The sequence below is a fragment of the Oleiphilus sp. HI0066 genome (assembly GCF_001635725.1).
This window is the reverse complement of sequence record NZ_LWFH01000021.1, coordinates 1-1,082: the sequence shown is the minus strand read 5'-3', so window position 1 is coordinate 1,082 and position 1,082 is coordinate 1. Positions and strand designations below refer to the sequence as shown.

Genomic DNA, 1,082 nt, shown 5'->3' with positions numbered 1-1,082 from the left:
GCTTAATGAATTCCATGGAGCTAGCAGGCAAGTTGAACCGAGAGTTAGAGTTCTTACCCCTCGAAGAGGAAATGGTGGAAAGAAAATCTATCGGTTCCGGCTTGACTCGCCCTGAGCTAGCAGTGCTCATTTCGTATGTGAAAGGTGATCTCAAAGAGCTGCTAAACGATTCATGTTTCACATCAGATGCTTACGTTGCAAAAGAAGTATTCAATGTATTTCCCTCGCGCTTGAATAAGAAGTTCGGCGAGCAGATTAGCCAGCACCAGTTACACAGTGAGATTGTCGCAACGCAGGTCGCCAATGATATGGTCAACCACATGGGCATTTCTTTTGTTGAGCGGCTTCATACCTCTACGGGCGCGAATGCGACATCAATTGCGCTTGCATATTTGATTGCGAAAGACGTATTCAAACTCGATCATTATTGGGAGTCTATTGAGGCGCTTGATTATAAAGTGCCTGCAACCGTGCAGATCGACATGATGCTAAGTTTAATGACTTTGATACGGCGATCAGTTCGCTGGCTTATCCGCAATCGCCGCTCAGAGCTACACGTCTTAGCAAACATAGAAAGATTTGCCTCTGGTGTGTCACAGATTTCGGCGCATTTGCCTGATTACTTGAGAGGTGAAGTGAAAGAAAGCTGGAACGCTCGGTTCACATCCTTAACTGAACAGGGTGTTCCCGATGAGTTAGCTAGTACAATTGCGGGAGCTTCGTTGAGTTATGCCGCTCTCGGGATTATTGAAGCGCATGAAGCCTCAAATGCAAGCTTAGAGCGCGTGGCTGAAGTGTATTACGGCATTGGCGACTACCTCGATCTTAATTGGTTCGCCCAACAGATCGATCGATTGAGCCCTTCAACCCACTGGCAGGCACTTGCAAGGGAAGCATTTAGAGAAGATCTTGACTGGCAACAGCGCGCGCTTACAAGCGGGCTTCTTGCTATGAAAGGCGCTCCTAAAGACATCGCGAAACGCATTAATACTTGGATGGAGCAGCATGAAGATTTAGTGTTTCGATGGCAGTCCACTTTAACTGAACTTAAAGCGAGCGATGATGCTGAATACGCGATGTAT

At 47.0% G+C, this 1,082-nt stretch carries 1 pseudogene; it reads left to right on the top strand.

The annotated features are described in order from the left end of the window. Positions 1-1,082: pseudogene (locus tag A3738_RS00680) on the top strand (NAD-glutamate dehydrogenase domain-containing protein); the annotation flags it as partial.